Annotated in this window: 15 protein-coding genes; 12 read left to right on the top strand and 3 right to left on the bottom strand. The window is 51.4% G+C overall.

Features of this window, described 5'->3' with window-relative positions:
• Positions 1–11: 11 nt before the first annotated feature.
• From AC0LWF_RS18980 to AC0LWF_RS18970, 3 genes are read right to left on the bottom strand one after another with little or no spacing between them, the layout of a single operon-like run.
• Entirely contained in the window at positions 12–710 is a 699-nt protein-coding gene (locus tag AC0LWF_RS18980) for a DUF4386 domain-containing protein (protein ID WP_474653109.1), read from the bottom strand.
• Positions 711–732: 22 nt separating this feature from the next.
• Positions 733–957, bottom strand: a complete 225-nt coding sequence (locus AC0LWF_RS18975) for a helix-turn-helix transcriptional regulator (RefSeq protein WP_474653108.1) — start codon at positions 955–957, stop codon at positions 733–735.
• Between the two features lies 1 nt (position 958).
• Positions 959–1,405 (bottom strand): hypothetical protein, encoded by a 447-nt coding sequence (locus tag AC0LWF_RS18970; RefSeq protein ID WP_474653107.1) that lies wholly within the window; start codon positions 1,403–1,405, stop codon positions 959–961.
• Between the two features lie 205 nt (positions 1,406–1,610).
• Here AC0LWF_RS18970 and AC0LWF_RS18965 point away from each other — a divergent pair, with 205 nt between their 5' ends.
• The 12 genes from AC0LWF_RS18965 (at position 1,611) to AC0LWF_RS18910 (ending at position 15,918) form a co-directional block, all read left to right on the top strand.
• Positions 1,611–1,916, top strand: coding sequence for an ArsR/SmtB family transcription factor (locus tag AC0LWF_RS18965; RefSeq protein WP_474653106.1), 306 nt, complete (start codon positions 1,611–1,613; stop codon positions 1,914–1,916).
• Positions 1,917–1,932: 16 nt separating this feature from the next.
• Positions 1,933–2,937, top strand: coding sequence for a cation diffusion facilitator family transporter (locus AC0LWF_RS18960; protein ID WP_474653105.1), 1,005 nt, complete (start codon positions 1,933–1,935; stop codon positions 2,935–2,937).
• 56 nt (positions 2,938–2,993) lie between these two features.
• The gene (locus AC0LWF_RS18955; RefSeq protein ID WP_474653104.1) at positions 2,994–3,341 is read left to right on the top strand and encodes a hypothetical protein; all 348 of its coding nucleotides are present in this window, start codon (positions 2,994–2,996) and stop codon (positions 3,339–3,341) included.
• Between the two features lie 126 nt (positions 3,342–3,467).
• Positions 3,468–4,691 carry an amidohydrolase gene (locus AC0LWF_RS18950; protein ID WP_474653103.1) on the top strand — a complete coding sequence of 408 codons (1,224 nt, stop codon included), beginning with the start codon at positions 3,468–3,470 and terminating at the stop codon, positions 4,689–4,691.
• Positions 4,692–4,711: 20 nt separating this feature from the next.
• Entirely contained in the window at positions 4,712–5,149 is a 438-nt protein-coding gene (locus AC0LWF_RS18945) for a hypothetical protein (protein ID WP_474653102.1), read from the top strand.
• A gap of 100 nt (positions 5,150–5,249) precedes the next feature.
• A complete protein-coding gene (locus AC0LWF_RS18940) occupies positions 5,250–6,881 on the top strand; it encodes a putative bifunctional diguanylate cyclase/phosphodiesterase (protein ID WP_474653101.1) in 1,632 nt (543 codons plus the stop codon).
• 22 nt (positions 6,882–6,903) lie between these two features.
• Positions 6,904–7,944: an NAD-dependent epimerase/dehydratase family protein gene (locus AC0LWF_RS18935; RefSeq protein ID WP_474653100.1), complete on the top strand. Its 1,041-nt coding sequence runs from the start codon at positions 6,904–6,906 to the stop codon at positions 7,942–7,944.
• A gap of 120 nt (positions 7,945–8,064) precedes the next feature.
• On the top strand, positions 8,065–8,514 hold the full coding sequence (locus tag AC0LWF_RS18930; RefSeq protein ID WP_474653099.1) for a GNAT family N-acetyltransferase: 450 nt from the start codon (positions 8,065–8,067) through the stop codon (positions 8,512–8,514).
• 877 nt (positions 8,515–9,391) lie between these two features.
• Entirely contained in the window at positions 9,392–10,918 is a 1,527-nt protein-coding gene (locus AC0LWF_RS18925; RefSeq protein WP_474653098.1) for a response regulator transcription factor, read from the top strand.
• 99 nt (positions 10,919–11,017) lie between these two features.
• Positions 11,018–12,727, top strand: coding sequence for an extracellular solute-binding protein (locus AC0LWF_RS18920; protein WP_474653097.1), 1,710 nt, complete (start codon positions 11,018–11,020; stop codon positions 12,725–12,727).
• Positions 12,728–12,907: 180 nt separating this feature from the next.
• A complete protein-coding gene (locus AC0LWF_RS18915; RefSeq protein ID WP_474653096.1) occupies positions 12,908–14,557 on the top strand; it encodes a sensor histidine kinase in 1,650 nt (549 codons plus the stop codon).
• A gap of 134 nt (positions 14,558–14,691) precedes the next feature.
• Positions 14,692–15,918, top strand: a complete 1,227-nt coding sequence (locus AC0LWF_RS18910) for a glycoside hydrolase family 76 protein (RefSeq protein ID WP_474653095.1) — start codon at positions 14,692–14,694, stop codon at positions 15,916–15,918.
• Positions 15,919–16,356 lie beyond the last annotated feature (438 nt).

Genomic DNA, 16,356 nt, shown 5'->3' with positions numbered 1-16,356 from the left:
AGAAAGTGGGACTAGTCTGTGGCATCATTTGGCGGAACATGATCTTTAAAACCCTTCGCGATTAGCCATACGGCGAGAATCATTTCATTCGCTGCGACAGGCAGCGAGAGAAGTGCGCCCCAAACGGAAATTTGAGGGAAGACGCCGAACATTTCGAGCAGAGCGGCGATAAGCACGAGAGATGCGCCTGTCATACCCAGAATGGGGATAAACCGCGGTACGAGTCCACTCTTGTAGAAAATATAGCTGTACATCATCGTGTTAATGCCCAGCATGAAATTCGGTCCGAGCAAGAACGTCCAGTCGTGGACTGCCTTCAATACCGTACCGGAAGCTTGGTAAGAAGCGGTGTTCAGCGCCCCAGCCGCTACATATTCCCGGCTCAATGTGAGCAGCGACAGCACGCTGATAATGCCGACCGTAATGATCACAGCTTCCATAAACCGAAAGCACACGTGGCTGAGCGCGAGGCTCTCATTGTACCGACGCAAGTAAGGAAATAGGGTAACGGAAGTGCCGACCGCCGAGACGACAAGAATCAATTCCATCAGCGCTCCGAGAATGATCTGGTCTGCATGTGCAGCTCCGCTTACCAGGTAATTGGTACTGTTAAGAATCGGGTCATACAGTTTAAGGCCGATAATCGAAGAGATTGCCGCAAGGATGAAAAATACGCCCGTCACTTTAGGGGCTACCGCTGCTGATTTCACAGTTAACCAACCTCCATCTACTTTACGATTCGATGTGTTCCCCGTAATAGAAAACTTCTTCTAATGGAAGCCCGAATGCATTGGCGATGCGAAAAGCAAGCTCCAATGATGGAGAGTAGTTGCCCTTCTCCAGCGCCACGATTGTTTGTCTGGTGACTCCTACCTTGTCAGCCAATTGCTGCTGTGTCATTTCGTTGTGGTTGAACCGTAGTCTGCGGATGTGATTGCCGACAAGATATTTGCCCATGTTAAACTCCTTTCCGGTAATGATAAAGCTTCGTCACAGAGCCTGTAACGTCAGATAGAAATCCGGAGACGATTAAGATGATGAACATGTTCGATATCGGCTGATCGATAACCAGCGAGCCCATCGCAAGAAGAAAACCGAGGATAAAGACGAGGAAGCCGTTCCGGTTCGACTTTAATTCAATGAGCTTATCTAGCTCATCTGCGAACTTCGGTTCCTGCTCTCCAGTTGTGATGCGAAAGATGATGTTAAAGACGATACTGATCACAATGTGCGCGATGATGGAAACCAGCATGAGGACGAGGACGAAAGCACCCCAATAATGATAGGTTTTGGTTCCTGGAAGCCCTTCCGCCGGGTAATTCGCATACTTGAATGCACAATAAAGCCCGAAAATCAAAATCGCAGTGACGATAGAGACGATACTTTTCTTCTCTTGATAGGTCATGCGGATGTATACCCTCCCATATGCTGCTTCTGAATGTAAAGTATTACAAACAAAATGTATATCAAACCAAACATGGTGTCAAGTTTATTTTACGTTATGGGTGAAAAATGGTTATTATCCCGGTATTGACACATACTGCATGGTGCGTTAATAATCTAAATATGAGCATATGCTCATATTTAGATATAAGGAAGGCGGGAGCCCGATGCAAGTAAGCGAACATACATTTCTGGATAGTGAAAAAGTCGAAGCCATATCGCAAATCTTCAAAGCGCTGGCAGACCCGACCCGCCTGAAGATTCTGTACTTATTGTCACAAGAGGAATGCGCGGTGAACCATATCGTGGAGGTGCTGGATTTGTCGCAATCGGCTGTCTCGCATCAGCTAAGCTTTCTCCGCAACATCCGGCTCGTGAAGAAACGGCGTGAAGGAACGACAGTGTTCTACAGCTGCGACGATGAGCACGTCGTCTCGCTGCTGCACCAAGCGATCAATCACTGTGACCACTAGTTAGGAGGCTATCACGATGCACGATCATAAGCACGACGACCACGATCATGATCATGACCGCGATCATTCGAATCATCAGCATGACCATTCACATAAGCAGAATAAACAGCACAGCCATCACGGCCACCATCATCACGGTCATGACCATGGCAGGGAAGGCAACAAAGCCGGGCTTGCGATTGCACTGATTATTACTTTCGGCATTATGCTGCTTGAATTTGTCGGCGGCTACCTGACGAACAGCCTTGCGCTCCTGTCCGACTCCGGCCATATGCTGAGCGATGCCGGCGCGCTTGCGCTCAGCTTGCTGGCGCTATGGCTGGCGGCGAAGCCATCAACCGCTCGCAGAACATTCGGCAATCATCGCTTCGAAATTCTCGCCGCTCTCTTCAACGGCGTTGCACTCTTCGTCATTGCAGCATTCATCGTCGTAGAGGCGATCAAGCGGCTGAACGATCCGCCGGCTGTTGCCAGCGGTTCGATGATGATCATCGCCGCGATTGGGCTGCTCGCCAATCTGGGCAGCGCTTGGGCGCTTATGCGCAAAGGCGATGTGAAGAACAACGTGAACCTGCGCAGCGCCTACTTGCATGTACTCGGAGATGCGCTTGGCTCCATCGGAGCCATCGTTGCTGGCGCAGTCATGTTGGCATTCGGCTGGTACGCCGCCGATCCGATAATCTCCGTGCTTGTGGCGCTGCTTATCCTGAAGAGCGCATGGGGAATTATTACGCATACCCTGCACATTCTGATGGAGGGAACGCCAACCTCGATTGATCAGAAAGAGGTGCGGGAAGCGCTGCTTGCCATCGAAGGCGTAACTGACATGCATGACCTTCATATATGGACAATTACATCGGGCTTCGATGCCCTTAGCTGCCATTTGCAGATTTCGGACGGCAAAGACAGCCAGACCGTTCTGCAGTCGGCGATTCATCTGCTCGCGAAGCAATTCCGGATTGAGCACGCGACGATCCAGGTTGAAACGGCCGGCATCCAGCACGAGAAATTGAAATGCTAATGGCTTGATAGGCGCCTCCTCTGCATAGACATGTAGTAGAGGAGCGTGAGTATCAAGTGGATAAGACAGTGAAACGGTACTACCAGCTGAAGAAGAAGCAGAAGGAGCTTGAGCAGGAGCTGTCGGAGCTGCGGGGCGAGATACTTAGCCATTGTTCTTCGCAAGGCGTATCGGAGCTAGAGACCCCGCGTTATATGGTCAAGGTTGTCCATCAAGAGCGCAAGGAATATGACGATGACAAGCTGTTCGAAGCGGTTCCTGATCTTGAAGTGTGGCGGCTGCTCTCAAAGCCCGATACCTCCAAAATCGCCTCGCTCATCAAGCTGAACGTCATCGCCGAAGAGAAAATTAAAGACACCTTCTCGGTCAAACAAATCTCGCTGCTCCAAGTGGAGAAGAAGTGAGCGAAGCCAGTCATCCATAGCATTCATTATCGTCCAGGCGTTTCTCGCGTCTGGATTTGTTTTTTATGGTAGATTAGAAGAATGACTGGAAATGACTAATGCAAGGAACAAGGGGGAGCTAATGACATGAAACATACAACGTATTGGCTGGAAAATGTAAGACTGGAGAAGGGATTCCAGGTAGAGGACGGGCGCGTAACGGCGACGGAAACTGCAACGGGGAATATCAAGATTGAGGACGGCAAGGTCGCAGCCGTTACATTCGATCCGATTGCAGCGGACGATACGCTGCCGAAGCGGGACGCGAAGGGAGCGCTGCTGCTGCCGGCGTTCCGGGATGCGCATATTCACCTCGACAAGACGTATTATGGACGCCCTTGGCAGGCAGTAAAGCCGGCCCGCAGCATATTCGACCGGATTGAGGAAGAACGCCAGCTCTTGCCTAAGCTTCTGCCGACGGCAGCGGACAAAGCGAAGGAAATATTGGAGCTGATGCTGAGCGTTGGATCGACATTCGTGCGGGGGCATGTCAACGTCGAGCCGACGAGCGGCATGCGCGGGCTGGAAGCGGCGCAGCAAGCGCTTGCGGCTTATGCGGACAAGCTGAGCTACGAGCTTGTCGCATTCCCGCAGCACGGGCTGCTTCTCTCCGATTCGCGCGGCTTAGTGAAGCAAGCGGTGGAGCTTGGCGCGACGCATGTCGGCGGGCTCGATCCGATTGCCGTCGACGGCGATATGGAGCGGTCGCTCCATGCGATGATGGATATCGCGGTCGAGACCGGCGCTGGCATCGACTTGCATCTGCACGAGCAAGGCGCAGCGGGCTATGCCATTATGAACCGGCTAGCTGACTTGACGCTGGATGCCGGATGGCAGGGAAGAGTAACGGTCAGCCATGCATTCGGCTTCGCAAGCGGCACGCCGGCAGAGGCGGAGCAATTGGCGGAACGGTTCGCGGAAGCCGGCATTTCGGTCGCCTCGACGGTGCCGATTGGCAGAATGGTCATGCCGCTGCCGATGCTGCACAGCAAAGGCGTCAAGGTGGAGCTGGGAACGGACAGCTTGACAGACCACTGGTCGCCTTGGGGCAACGGCGACAATCTGGAGAAAGCCGGACGGCTGGCTGAGCTGTACCATATGTCGGATGAGCTGTCATTGACGCGCGCGCTGCGCTTCATCACCGGAGGCGTGCTGCCGTTGAATGATGCCGGCGAGCGGGTATGGCCGGCTGTTGGCGACGACGCATCGGGCGTCCTCGTTCAGGCGAGCTGCTCGGCAGAGGCCGTTGCGCGGAGAGCGCCAAGAATCGCGAGCTTGCACAAGGGTGTTGTGAGCTGGGGGCAACTTTAATAACAGAGGGGGATAACGATGTGTTCAAACGATTATTTTGCACCATTGTTGTCCTTGCCGCTGTCTTATTGTGCGCCTCTTGTGCGGAAGAGGACAAGCAAGAGCTCGTCCTCTCCAAGCAAAGCTACGTCCGCTGGCATGAAGCCGACCAGCGGCTGGAGGTTTATGCGGTTGTCGTGAATCAGTCGGAGAAGGTGCATGATATCCGCGCCCTAGTCGTGATGCTCTATCCAGAGCTAATTAACGCTACTCGGATAGAACGGTTGGAGTTTATGACGGACGACAGGCACGGGACGCCGCCATTTACGCTAAATCCGCACGAGGAGACCGTGTTTCATCAGTTCTTTATCACATACGAGCCATTAACGGAGCCTCTCTTGAAAAGCGGTGTCGGAATGGTTCTGGGATCAGACGACATGAACTTCCTTATCCCTATCCAATACGGGGAAATTCAATAAAAATCGACGTTCAGCAAGAGGAAATTCATTTGCGTTTGCAGAATGATTACAACAGCTTGGCAAGAGCAGGTGTCGACGCATAAGGAGCTGAACTCCCAAGATGATTAATAATAGCTTTCATCTGCAAATTGGACAGATGCTGGATGAAATTTCAGATACCGTTTTCATTATGAAAGCAGACGGTATGGAGCTGACCTACTACTACATAAACCGTGCTGCGACTCGTTTGACGGGCATTACGATGTCCGAGATGGGCAAATCCTTTTTTGATTTTTATGACAAGAGTCCTATGGCTGAGTATCTCTACCGAAAATATATCAAGGTGCTAACCGAGCGAACGGTCATTCGTTACGAGGACGGCGTTGTCATGCCGAACGGGACGATGAGCGGCGAAACGGTGCTGACGCCTATTTACGACGAATCCGGTGCGATTGCATATATTTTCTCCGTTACAAGGGACATTACGGATCGCAAGAACTACGAGAATCTGCTCGCTCACTATGCCTATCACGACGATCTGTGCCTGCTCCATAACCGTAGATATTTGCTTGAGCAGCTTGGGAGCGCGGAGGCGCTATTCCTGCTGGACCTCGACTGCTTCAAGAACATTAACGATACATTCGGACACGATGCTGGCGATGCCGTCCTCATTGAGGCGGCGTCCCGTCTTCATGCAGCGTTTGGCCCGGAATATACACTTGTGCGGCTTGGCGGAGATGAATTCATCATTGCGGCGAGCAAGCAGGTGAAGCCGGAAGAGACAGCGGTGCTCATTATGCAGCTGTTCCAGCCTCCTTTTGACGTGAAAGACCAGCAGTTGAAGCTTAGCGTCAGTGTGGGCGTTGCCACTCGGCAGAACGAAGAGGATATTCCGACATTGCTGAAGCAGGCGGATATTGCGCTCTATAAGGCGAAAGGGGCCGGGCGCAAAGGCTACCATATCTACGAGTCGACCTCCAAATACGATCATGTCGAGAACTTTATTCACGAGCTTGCGCTTGCAAACGCGATTGAGCTGAAGGAGTTTGAGCTTTATTATCAGCTGATCTACAGTCCGCGGCAGGAGCGGGTCGTTGGAGCGGAAGCGCTGCTGCGCTGGAACCGGACGGGGGTTGGCGTCGTATCGCCGGCTGACTTCATCCCTGTAACGGAGCAGACCGGGCTCATCGTACCGATCGGCTATTGGGTCATTCAGCAAGCATGCCGGGATTGGCATTGTCTTGTAGAACGTTATGGCAGCGACTTTAAAGTGTCGGTTAACATTTCGAGCGTGCAGCTGTCGGAGCCGAATTTTGTCGAGCGTGTTATTGAGATCGTGGAGCGTGAAGGGGTCCCTGCACAAGGCATTGAGCTTGAGTTGACCGAGAGCTCGGTCATTCATCATTTTCAACAGGTGGAGCAGACGCTTGAACGGCTGCGCGCAGTCGGCTTTACGATTGCGCTTGATGATTTCGGAACGGGCTACTCGTCCCTCAGCATGCTGACGCTGCTGCCGATTGATAAGCTGAAGATCGACCGCTCCTTCATCCGCGATATGAACCAGTCACTCTTCTCGGCAATGCTGGTCATGGCAGAAGCGCTGCACATGAAGGTCATTGCCGAAGGGGTGGAAGATGCAGCGCAATATCAGATGCTCAAAGTGATGAATTGCTGGGGCCTGCAAGGCTACTTGATTAACAAACCGATCGCTCTGGATGACTTATTGCAACACGCTGTTCCGCAAATGCAGTAATTCCAAGGAGGCGCATGCATCCATGACGAAGCGGGTACTCATTATTGGAGGAACGGGCTTGATCAGCACAGCGATTACGAAGCAGCTGCTTGCCCGCAGTGATGTAGAAGTGTGGCATTACAATCGAGGCCTTGGAAATCAGGCAGAGGTTCGTGAAGCTGTTCGGACGATCCATGGCGACCGAACGGACTATGCACGGTTCGAGGCTCAAATGGCGGAAGCGGGAGCGTTCGACTGTGTCATCGACATGATTGGGTATAAGGCGGAAGAGGCGGAGAGCGCAGTACGCGCTTTTCACGGCCTCGTTGGTCATTACATCTACTGCAGCACCGTGGATGTGTACAGTAAGCAAGGCAACGCCTATCCGGTTGCGGAAGATGGGGAGCGTCATGCGAGTTCATCGTTTCCGTATGCGTATAACAAGGTGCGGAGCGAAAATATTTTGCTTGCCGCCCACGACGCAAAGCGATTCCCCGTGACGATAATACGCCCCGCGCAGACGTATGGCGGAAGCGGTACTGCGGTGCCGTCCGTGGCCGATGGCAATTATCAGATGAAGCGGCTGCGGGAAGGGCGTCCGATTATTATCCATGGCGACGGCATGTCCATCTGGGCGGCGTGTCACCGCGACGATGTGGCGCGCGCTTTCGTGAACGCGATTGGTAATGAGGCGGCGTTCGGACAAGCGTACAATGTGACCGGCGAAGAGTGGATGACGTACGACCGATACTGGCGGATCGTCGCTCAGGAGCTTGGCGTACCGGAGCCGGTTATTGTTCATATTCCGACAGACCTGCTCGGCAAGCTGCTGCCGAAGAAGGCGGAATGGTGCGTGGAGAACTTCCGCTATAACAATATCTATGATAACAGTGCGGCGCGGCGGGATCTGGATTTCCGCTACACGGTGACGTGGGAGGAAGGCATACGGGATGTAATTCGTGTGCTGGATGAGAGCGGAGCTATTGCAGCGGCAGGCGAACGGCCGTGGTATGATGCGCTGCTCACGTCATGGTCAGAAGCGGAACGTCTGATGGAAGCTCAGATGGTTGGCATGGATGACTGAGGAGAACGCAAACCATGCAAACCATGTACCAACCATAGCCATACCGCGCCTACGATTCCACACTATAGATGTGGTATAATGATCGCTCATAAAGTCACGAAGCAAAGGTGGTAAGCGGGCATGTTGATTGATATACACGCAAGGCTGGATGAGGAAGCGATTCAGGAGCTGCTGGGCTGGGCTGTGTTTCCCGAGCCTGAGCATTTGGAGCGTGCGATTAGCTTATACAAGAATGGCGCAGCGGGCGAAGGCGGACACAAGCTGCTCGGCTTCGAGTCCGAGGAAGAAATTATTGGCTTGATCGGCTATCACTACGTGAACGGCAATACGATTGAGATTGACCATATTGCCGTTACGCCTTCCGATCGAAACAAAGGCTACGGCAGAGGGATCATTCTCGAGCTGCTGGAACTGGAGAAGCCGAGCGTGCTCATCGCGGAAACAGACGACACCGCGGTCGACTTCTACCGCAGCAGTCGGTTCACCGTCGAGAGCCTGGGGGAGAAATTCCCTGGCACCGAGCGGTTCAAATGCACGTACTATGCAGACGATGAAGATGAGGACGCATAGGAGTAGCAGAAGCAGAGGGACTTCCCGGCTCACGCTTGGCGTGAGGGGAGGTCCTTTTTCTGTTATTGATCGTGTGCGGCCCGCTTGGTGAAGCTGAGAGAACGTATATGATCTCTCAGTCCGCAAAAAGCGCAAATCGGAAGCTGAGAGATCATATGTGATCTCTCAGCATTGAGAAGCGGAGGATTACGCCTTAAAGGACCTCCGAGAGAACGTATATGATCTCTCAGCGTGCAAAAAGCGCAAATCGGAAGCTGAGAGAACGTATGTGATCTCTCAGCAAGCGAATGCGCAGAATCCCGCTCGAAATGACCTTTGAGAGAACGCAAATTGGTGGTAATTCGCCGAAAGAAGCAAAATTACCCCCTAGGGATCTACATTGGAGCGGATTTTTCGCTGAGAGAGGAAAAAGCCTCCCATGGTCCGCGAATTGCGCTATTGACGCGGCTTTGGAGATAGGAGGGGGCACATGTTTGAGCTGGCAGGGTGCTCGCTGCAGTCGCTGGGGTGATTTTGCCTACGGGCGAGCGGCATCCGATCTTCGCCTTGTTGCTGAATCGAACTTTAGAGTGAAGTGGTAGGTTCTTTTCGCTTTGCTACACGGTGGAGTGGGGGAAACCCGATATATGGTATAGAGAACAATTCAATACCATTTTGCCACTCTATTAAAAGGAAATAATTTCCTTGTGCCTAGGTGGGCTTTGCAACACACAGATGGGGTGTTATCTTGAAAGCTAAGAAAGTATAAGTATTCGATTTACTTTGTTTAGATTTCACCGTGAAGCGTGAGCTTTTGTCGCCAAAGGACGACAGCCGTTTTCACTCGGGAGAAGCCCTTATTGTGCTGAACTCCATACGAAATGAGGGAAATGATAGCATGTACCGGATTCTAATTGTGGATGATGAACGCATTGAACGTGAAGGCATACAACACTTAATCCGCAAGTATAATTTGGAGCTCGACATGGTGACAGCGGAGAACGGAGAAGCTGCACTGGAGATCGTGAGGCAGCAGCCAATTGATATGATCATGACGGACATTAAGATGCCGTTCATGGATGGACTCGAGCTGTCGGAGAAAGTTAGCGGCATAAATCCCGAAATTGAGATGATTATATACAGCGCTTATAGCGACTTTGAATTCGCCCGCAGAGCGATGCGGACGAATGTATCGAACTACTTGCTCAAGCCGATTCAAATCTCTGAATTTCTCACGACTATGAAGGAAGTCATGGCGAGGTGTGAGGCGAAGCGCATCGCACGGAGCCAAGCGAGCGAGCTGCTGGAAGGGTACAATCGCGGGCTGGTATATGAGCGGGAGAAGCAGCTGATGGATGCATTAAACGGGACCTATGCCGGTGATAAGGCGGATGCAGACGGAACATGTATGCACCTAATGCTCGTTGACTGCGGCGGACGGTATTTTGACAATGCCGAGTTCGTCGCCTTGCTCAGGGGACCAATTCGTTATACATACGATTATTTGAATATTAATGAACGCCAGAGTGTCTTCTTCTTAAAGAGCAGCGAACCAATCGGCAAGCAGGAGCAGCTGGCGCTGGCAGAGGCAATGATAGCGCAAGCAGCGGACAGCTATCCGGGGCGAATCGGGATCGTTATTGGACGGACGGCTAATGAGATGGAGCAGTTATTTGACGTCTTTAATGAGATGGAGCAGACGCTCCAGCTGAAGTTTTTTATGGAGGGCAATTCGATTTTATTTACGGACGATGCCTCTCCTTCTGCGCAAACCTTGGCCGATGAAAACGAGATTGAACGGATCCGAAAGCAAGCCAATGAATATATAGACCGTGCTGACGTTCAAGGGGCGCAGTACAGCATCGAGATGCTCTTCTCTACGCTGCGCTCCAGAGGGAATTTTCCCGTCATCTATACGAAATTCATCTGCTCAGAAGTGATGAAGCGGGCTCATGAGAAGGCTGACAGGGAGCGCAGGGAAGACTTCGCGGTCTATCTCGATCAAATCTTTAATGTCCATTCGTTAACGGAGCTAAAAGATTTACTCAGCTCCATCGTTGAGCGTCTCATTCCGGTTCAAACCGAGGTGAAGGAAGAGTCGGCAAGTAAGCTCATTATGAGCGTTGAGCGACTGATTGAGAAGGATTACAGACAAGACCTATCGCTGGAGAGCATTGCGGAGCATGTCCATTTGACGCCGAGCTATCTCAGTTTTCTATTCAAGAAGGAAACCGGGAAGAGTCTCGTTCGTTATATAGCACAGGTACGGATGGAGAAGGCTGTAGAGCTGCTGACGAATACGAATATGAAAATCATCGACATCAGCGAGACGCTCGGCTTCAGCAATTCTTCTTATTTTATACAGATTTTCCGCAATTTTCATGGGGTTAGCCCGGCCAAGTACCGGGAGGAAGGCACATCGTAAAAATTTGATGCCCATTCTTAAAAATTTCGCATAGAGGGCGAATGTAGTTGCTCGATATAATGAACACGTAACTTTCAAAGGCGAGTTTGGGGGATGAACGTGAGAACAAGATGGGTAGGCATAATGCTATGTGCGTCAGTTGCTTTAAGTGTGACAGCTTGTGGTTTGAACAGCACGAAACCTGTTAATCAAGGGAATGTTGCCGGCATTTCGGCGGCTTCGACGATTTTGAATAACACTTCCGCAAACTTAAATATAGTCGAGGCCGAAGAAGATGGCCCGTTTACGAAATATGATCAGCCGATTACGGTTACGCTTGGCAGACAAGGCATTACAGGCAACAATCTGCCTGACGGAGATACGCTTGAGAGCAATCGATATTTGAAGTACGTCGAAGACCGGTTGAACGTAAAGGTCAGGTATGACTTCTCGGTTGATGATCTGGACGCGTATAACCAGAAGGTGAACCTGACGATTGCAAGCGGCGATATCCCGGATATGATGGTTGTCGATGAGCAGCAGTTCAAGCGGCTTGCGAAAGCGGGTCTACTAGCGGACTTAACCAAGGTTTATGAGAAATATAGCTCCCCGCTCATTAAACAGTATTACGCCTCGTACTCGGACGACCGCGTTCTGAATACAGGCCGCGTGGATGGCAAGCTGTTTGCTTTGCCGAACACGAATATCGACGGCAGTTACCAGCTGCTGTGGGTGCGCAAGGACTGGCTGGACAAGCTTGGCCTGAAGCTGCCGACAACGCTCGACGATGTGATGAGCATTGCGAGGGCGTTCAAGGACCGGGACCCGGACGGCAATGGCGAGCCGGACACAGTTGGCTTGCTCGGTGATCAGTCATTGGTATTCGACGGCCTCTTCTTTACCTTCGACCCCGTGTTCAACCTGTACCACTCCTATCCGAAGAATTGGTTCAAGGATGCGAGCGGCAACATTGTCTACGGCTCGACAACGCCGGAGACGAAGCAGGCGCTTGTGCAGCTGAGCAACATGTATAAAGAAGGACTCATTGATCAACAATTTCTTACTCGCAAGTGGGAAGACAATGTTGGCCTTGTATCCAGCGGCAAGGCAGGCATTCTGTTCGCGCCATGGTTCGCAGGCTGGATGATCTCCGATAGCGTGAAGGCCGATCCGAAGGCGGAATGGGTTCCGCTGGCTGCGCCGCTCGATAGCGACGGCAAGCGCAACGTCGTTCCTTCGGCGCCATCGGGCACGTTTCTGGTTGTCAGCAAGAAGGCTGCGCACCCGGAAGCGGCACTGAAGCTGCTCAGCGTGGAATATGAGGGCATCCGCCTCATTGACCCGGCAGCAACTGAGCTGTACAAGGGTAAAGGAGTAGGATGGGCCAACTATCCGCTGAACCTGCAGCTAGACTTCCAGGACGCGATCGCTCGTGACATTCCGGTCTATGAGCAAGTGATTAAGGACGGGAACACGATGAATCTGCCGGAGCGTCTCCTTCCAAGGGTCAACTCGGTGCTGAAAAATTATAGGGATCCGAAGAAGGACATTTTGGCTTTTGCCGATTCCCTCTCCTTCTTCACGGCTGGTGCGGTCACTGGGTCCGATAAAATCAAGAAGGTGGAGCCGGTCTTCTACGGCAAGACCGAGACGATGACCAAGCGCGGCGTTTACCTCGACAAGCTCGAGAACGAGACGTTTCTGCGCATCATTACAGGTGCAGCGCCAATCGACGATTTCGATAAGTTCGTATCCACTTGGAAGAAAATCGGCGGCGACGCGATTGCGAAGGAAATTGCCGCTACAGTGAATACTAGGCGATTCAAGTAGCCGTCATAGATGGAGAAGGGTATCCTTGCGATTTACGCGAGCGATACCCTTCTTATGTTTAAGGAGGGTGTAAGCACCGCTCCCGGATGTCTGGCCAAGGTTAAATGATTCTATCTTTCTCTAGCGGTTTCTACTATAATTGTTCGGTAAAACGACAGAGTGCTGGGGGCAGAGACATCTATGGGGTTAGGCTGGTTAAGCAACCTGAGCATGAGGCGGAAGCTCTTCGTTTCCTACTTGGCGGTCATATTGATACCGCTTACGATACTTGGCGCGTATTCGTTCCAGCAATCGAAGCAGCTGCAGGAACAGCAGGCGGAGCTTGTCCTTCAGGACAGTCTGCAGAAGATGGAAGACAGCTTGAATTACAAGCTGCAGAGGTTTAATTCAGCGATTGAGCTTATTGCGTTTAATCCGAACTTTGGCCGCATATTCAACGATGAATATTCCGATTATTATTCCATGTACACCGACCTCAGTGAGACCGTTGATCCGCTGCTGGACACGACGTTAATTCTTAATCAAGATATTAAACGGATTATGATCTACACGGGCAACAACATTACGCCGCGCAAAAATTCGATTATGCCGATTACGACAGTCGAGCACGAGTTCTGGTATGACGAAGTGATGAAGTCGGCGCAGACGAACTGGTATGTGCGGGATGGCCGCATTTTCGGTGTTAGGCGGATCTTTGGCGAATTGACGGATGATCTGAAAAATATCGTCTACGTGGAGCTGAAGCCGGAATTCTTCACCTCGTTAACCGATACGAGCACGAAAAATTTCTCCATTATCGTTTCGAATATGCAGCAGCAGGTATTATACGCGAACCCGAAGGATGCACAGCTGCCAGCAGGCGACAAGGAGAAGGGGGATGAGGTCGTGCTGTCGCAGCCCTTACGGGAAGCGAACTGGACGATCTCGCTAATCTATTCCTCTAAGGCGTTAACGATTAAGCCTTGGACCATCGTCCGGGCAACGATTGTGATTGAGAGTATCTGCTTTATCGTTCTGCTCCTCATGATCTGGTTGCTCTCGCGGGGGTTCGTCAGACGAATTTACACGCTTAATCATAAAATGCGGCTCGTGGAGCAAGGGGCGTTTACGACGACGAGTGCTCCTATTGTCGTGCGTGATGAAATTGGCGAGCTGGAGCTGCGGTTTAGTAAAATGCTCGCCAGCATCAATATGCTCATTGACGAAGGGTACAAGAACAAGATCAGCCAGAAGGAAGCTGAGCTGCGAGCGCTGCAATCGCAGATCAACCCGCATTTTCTGTACAATGCGCTGTCGGTCATTAACTGGAAGGCGATTGCGGCAGGCTCGGAGGATATTAGCAATGTGGCGGGGCTGCTGTCGACGTTCTACCGTACATCGCTCAACAAAGGAAAAGATATGATGTCGATTAGGGACGAACTGCTCAATACGAAGTCCTACATTGAGATGCAGCTTATTATGCACGATGACAATTTCGACGCCCAGTATCAGATTGATGAAGAAATTCTGGATCACCATATGATAAAGCTGGTGCTGCAGCCGATCGTGGAGAACGCCATTGAGCATGGCATCGACCAAAAGCGGTCGGGCAGAGGGATTCTGCGGATGAGCGGGTCGCTCGAAGGTGGAGCTATCTTATTCAAGGTGGAGGACAACGGACCAGGTATGACGCAGGAGCTGGTGGACGAAGTGCTTGTACAGCAGTCCAAGGGCTATGGACTGTTCAATGTGCAGGAGCGCATCCGTGTGCAGTATGGCGCTGGATACGGCATCAGCATTAAGAGTGAGCTTGGCAAGGGGACCTGTGTAACAGTGAAACTGCCCAAATAATTGATATATTCCGTAAAAACTTGCTATATACAGTCTAGTTGAACGAACGCAATACTATAGGCGAGGGCGGCTGCTGGCGGCTGCAATCTGTAGCTGTAGCGTTGTCTCTACAACATCTTGGGAGGTTTTCAGACATGGAGAAGGCTCTGATTTTCAAATCAAAAACCGCTTCGAAGAAGGTTTTGTTCGTTCAGCTAGTAATGGCATTGGTGCTCGTGGCCTTGTCTGCCGGTGCAGGGGCGAGGATAGCATCTGCCAATTCGAGCTCGGTGTATTGGAATTATGCACAGCAGACGCATGATTTTACAGTAGGCAATTTATTAACCTCGTATAATAGCTACCGGTCGCAGCTTGGAGATCCAGGCACGACCGAGTGGTATAACGTAAGCCAGATCTACGCGGATTCCGCTATGTTGAAGCAGGGCGACTCCAGATATTTGCCTTATATGAACAATACATACGCTTTTATGGGAAATATGTGGGATACGTCGAGCTCGATTGGCGGATATTTTGCAGCGGCGAATGTGGATGGCACAGGGGCTGGCGGAGATAAATATGTGGATGACGCTTCGCTTGCTGGCGTTGCGTACTTGGATGCGTATGAAGTGACGACAGGCACGGCGCGCACGAACTACTTGAACTCGGCAATGGCGATTGCGAATTGGCTCATGTATAGCGGGCTATGGGATTCGACCGGAGGCGGCGGCTTCTGGTGGACGACGAACAAGTCGATTCCGGGCTTCCAGATCAAAGGCAGCGAAGTCAATGGACTGGCTTGTCAGCTGTTCCTTCGTTTATATACCATTACGGGACAGACGTATTACAAGTCATGGGCAGATTCGATCAAATCATGGCTGGATACCTATATGTTCGACTCCCAGGCAGGGCTGTATAACTGGCAATATGAGCAGAGCAGCAACAGCGTCAATTCGGTCAAATTCACGTACGATAACGCGATCATGGTTGAAGTGAACTTGTTGTATCGGCAGATCACAGGCAACAATGCGTATTTGACGGCCGCGCAGAATTTGGCAACGAATATGAAGAACCACCTGTGGAACACGCAGAACAGCGGCGGCGCGTTCATTATCAATACCGCCGACCCGGTGTTCAATCCGTGCTACAGCGGCTGGGCTTCGCAGTCGTTCATCAAGCTATACGAGGCGGACGGCAACTCGAACTGGCTGAACATCGCGCAGCAGAACATCGACACGCTGAACGCGAAGCTTCGCAACACAACCAACTACGGCTATCAGTGGAGCTGGAATCCGGCAACGAACGCAATCAAGGACAGCACTTACCATACGGTGAGCCAGGCTTGGATGCAGAAAGTACAGATGATGCTGTCGGAGTATAGATAAGCGATGGCTCTTGGAGCTGAGAGATCCATTTGATCTCTCAGCTCTTTTTTTGGTCCGTATCGGTACGTGAGAGAACGTACGGTTCCCTCAACGTTAGCTGAGAGCACATATATGATCTCTCAGGTGAAGAAAGCCGCGATTTTAGCATTGAGAGAGAATATGCGATCTCTCGAGGTCCCGCGGGGTCAGAAACCGCAGGAAATAAGAGCTGAGAGCACATATATGATCTCTCAGGTGAAGAAAGCCGCGATTTCAGCGCTGAGAGCACGCATATGATCTCTCAGCGTTCTCCGCTAGCTTAGCTTCGCTTATCGTCTTCTATTTTGCTTAAATAACAATTTGATGCCCAAAAATATGACGGCGGCTATCATGATAATTGTCAGTGCTTGATAGATGATATTGCTCCAAACGATGTCCAAGAAGGATCACTCCTAGCGT

The sequence above is a fragment of the Paenibacillus sp. sgz302114 genome (assembly GCF_056120345.1).
The sequence above is the reverse complement of the archived record's forward strand: the minus strand, read 5'-3'. Positions and strand labels throughout refer to the sequence as shown.